The organism is Campylobacter concisus (assembly GCF_015229955.1).
Taxonomy (GTDB): domain Bacteria; phylum Campylobacterota; class Campylobacteria; order Campylobacterales; family Campylobacteraceae; genus Campylobacter_A; species Campylobacter_A concisus_AT.
The window spans coordinates 1-2,929 of the sequence record NZ_JAAKYZ010000015.1; the positions used below are offsets into that span (position 1 = coordinate 1).

At 38.4% G+C, this 2,929-nt stretch carries 1 protein-coding gene; it reads right to left on the bottom strand.

The window, feature by feature from the left end; translation table 11 throughout:
- Positions 1 to 570: 570 nt before the first annotated feature.
- Positions 571 to 2,929: autotransporter outer membrane beta-barrel domain-containing protein (locus tag G6W45_RS09620; RefSeq protein WP_194168341.1), on the bottom strand; the 2,359-nt coding region annotated here is incomplete at its 5' end.

The window sequence follows — 2,929 nt, forward strand, 5'->3', positions numbered from 1 at the left end:
CTTGCTATTCCTCCGTTTACGCTTTTAACTACTCCGGCTTCTTTAGCCATCATGTTCTCCTTATTGTTTATAGTCTTTGAAATTTTGAATGAATTATATAAATTTTAGAAGTATATGTCTATTGTACTGGGGTACAATAAAGACTAACCTGTAAATTAAGCTCAGCATTATTATTGACTGCGTTTTCGTTTATATTAACATGACCACTCAACTTAATCATCAAAAATTTTTAACATTATTGAAGTCGATAGTATCGTTACATATTCCACAATCGATGGCAGGATATTGGTTAAGCTCGTGCTGTCTTTTACAATTTGATATTTCACTTTAGGTGTAACCCAAGTTAAAATAAAAAGTAGTAGAAAATACCTTTTATAAAAGGTGGATTGATATTATTATTTTTTGTTGCTTATTTTGCTATTCTCTACACCATCTAACTTATTTTATTGCTACGTTAACTAGTTGTTAAAGCCAAAAATTAGAACAGTTACTAGAATAATATAAGATTAAAAACTGTAGTAATTTTATTTAGAATAAAACCCGAGAATTTCTCGGGTTTTAAACAAGATATTATAAATCCGGCGTAACGTTATTTTCTATTTTAATACTTACCGTTTCGCCATTTACGGTCGTAGAATACGTTCCGTCATTATTATTTTGCCATGAGGATGTATCTGTCTTATGAACGGTATCGTCGCTATCGCCTCTTACGGTAAGAGTATCACCGGTAGTTTTATTGACGTCTAGCACGTCTTGTGCGGTGATGTTTAGTTTTGCGCCGTTTATACTCGTCATATCTACAGATTTTACGTTTTTATCCGTTATAGCAGATAACTGGGATAGATCCACGGTTTTATCGCCCTCCATATCGGTTATATTTACGTTCCCGTTTGTATGGGTTAGAGATACTTTGTTTTCAAAATTTAAGTTATTAAATCCAGCAGAAGCTCCGTTTTTCAAAACTAAAGTATCATTACCCACATCCCCGTTTACGGCTATATTACCGGAATTATTTATACTAGCTCCGTTATCTATACTTATAGTGTCATTACCTTCATTTCCACGTACAGAAGAGTTCGTCAAAGTAGCTCCAGAATTTATATTTATAGTATCGTTTCCTTCGTAGCCATAAATGTGGCCTCCGTTTAGATGAGCACCGTTATTTATATTGATAATATCATTACCTTCGCCTGCACTTATATGCGTACCGCTTTCGAAATTAGACCCTGAATTTATATTTATAATATCATTACCGCTTCCAGTTCCTATTCCAGTTCCTTGTGTTGTTTTAAATGTAGTATCAGTAGCATTTATAGTATCGTTGCCCTCTTTCGTCCAGATATTAGTATCGTTTACAGTAACGTTATATAAATTTACAGTATCGTTGCCAGTTCCAGTATCGACCTTGACGTTTTTATTGTAGTCATTGTCGACTTTGTTTAGATTTGTATTCCTTATCGTAACGATATCGTCGCCGTCTCCACTAATAATTTTACCTCCGATAGAACCTTCCCTGCCAGCTCCTCCGTCGATATCGATCGTATCCTTATCTTTTCCGCCTAAAACATCGCCTCCGATCTTTGAATTTGAAATTGTGATCTTATTCTCACCGCCATAGGTGCTGCCTTCGACGTTGCCTTTTACGGTAGCATTTTGGACGGTGATATTATTCCCATCGGAATCTGCAGCTCCGCCGTATGCGCTAGGGCTTTCGCCGCGTCCGCCGCTAACGTATCCGTTTACGGTAGCGCCGTCTAAAATTTTAATAGTATCGCTATCTTCTCTACCCTCAACGTTTTTTAGTATCGTAGTGCCTTGACCGCGCACCGTGATCTCGTCATTTCCCCACATACCCCATACATAACCTGCTTTAGCACCATTTTCTACAAATATCTTATCATCGCCGCCTCTACCATTTATGTAAGCAGCATAAGCATCTTTACCACTTACAGTTATAGTGTCCCCGCCTTCGTCGCCTTGGATGTAATTAGTCCTTGCGCCATCTTTTACCGTGATGATATCGTCACCGTCTCCACCGGCTATGAATTTTGCACTCGTTCCTCTACCGCTTACGGTTATAGTATCGGCATCGGCACCTTTATCTTCTATATCCAAGCTTGGATTTACTTTCTTTTCATACTTATCGTTCTTTGCCTTCGTGTCTCCGTATATAATACCCTCTACTTTAGCACCGCTATCTACGGTTATAATATCTTTTCCCGCATTACCGTATACGTTTCCGTTTATTCTAGATCCGTTTTGTAAAGAGATCTTGTCTACACCGTCGCCACCGCTAATAGCATCTGTGGTATCATCTCCCATATAATCTTTAGCAGCTCGTCCACTTACCGTAGAATTATTTACGGTTATATCATCATTTCCAGAACCACCAAAAATTTCTACTGTCTCTGCACCGTTTTTGAGATCAACGTTATCGTTTCCAACTCCTGAGTGTACAGATGTTATTTTTGCATTGTCTACTGTTATATTATTTGGAGTATCTGAACCAAATACTTTTAAATTTTGACCAGGATCTACTATCTTAGCTACTGAGCCATCATCTAGATAGTTTGAAGCTTTTGCCGCGCTAGTTACCGCTAGGTCTTTAGCATTATCTTGACCAATAGCAAGGTTACCATCTTTACTTACATACCAGCCTTCTTTATAATCAAATGCACTAGGAGCGGTAGGATCGTTAGGAGTTAGATAATCTCTACCATCAGTGTGTCTATATACGTGATATCCGTTAGGTATAGAAGAGGCAAATGAGTCTAAGAGTGCAGAAGATGTGCTTTCTCCCTTATACGCCGACAAAGGAATCTTTATACTTCCTGCTGGTAAAGCAGGCCCTGTTGCTTCAGTTCCAGCTCCAGCCCCAACAGCACTTCCTCCACTTACACCAAAGCTATTATCTCCACCTGCTGCTAGA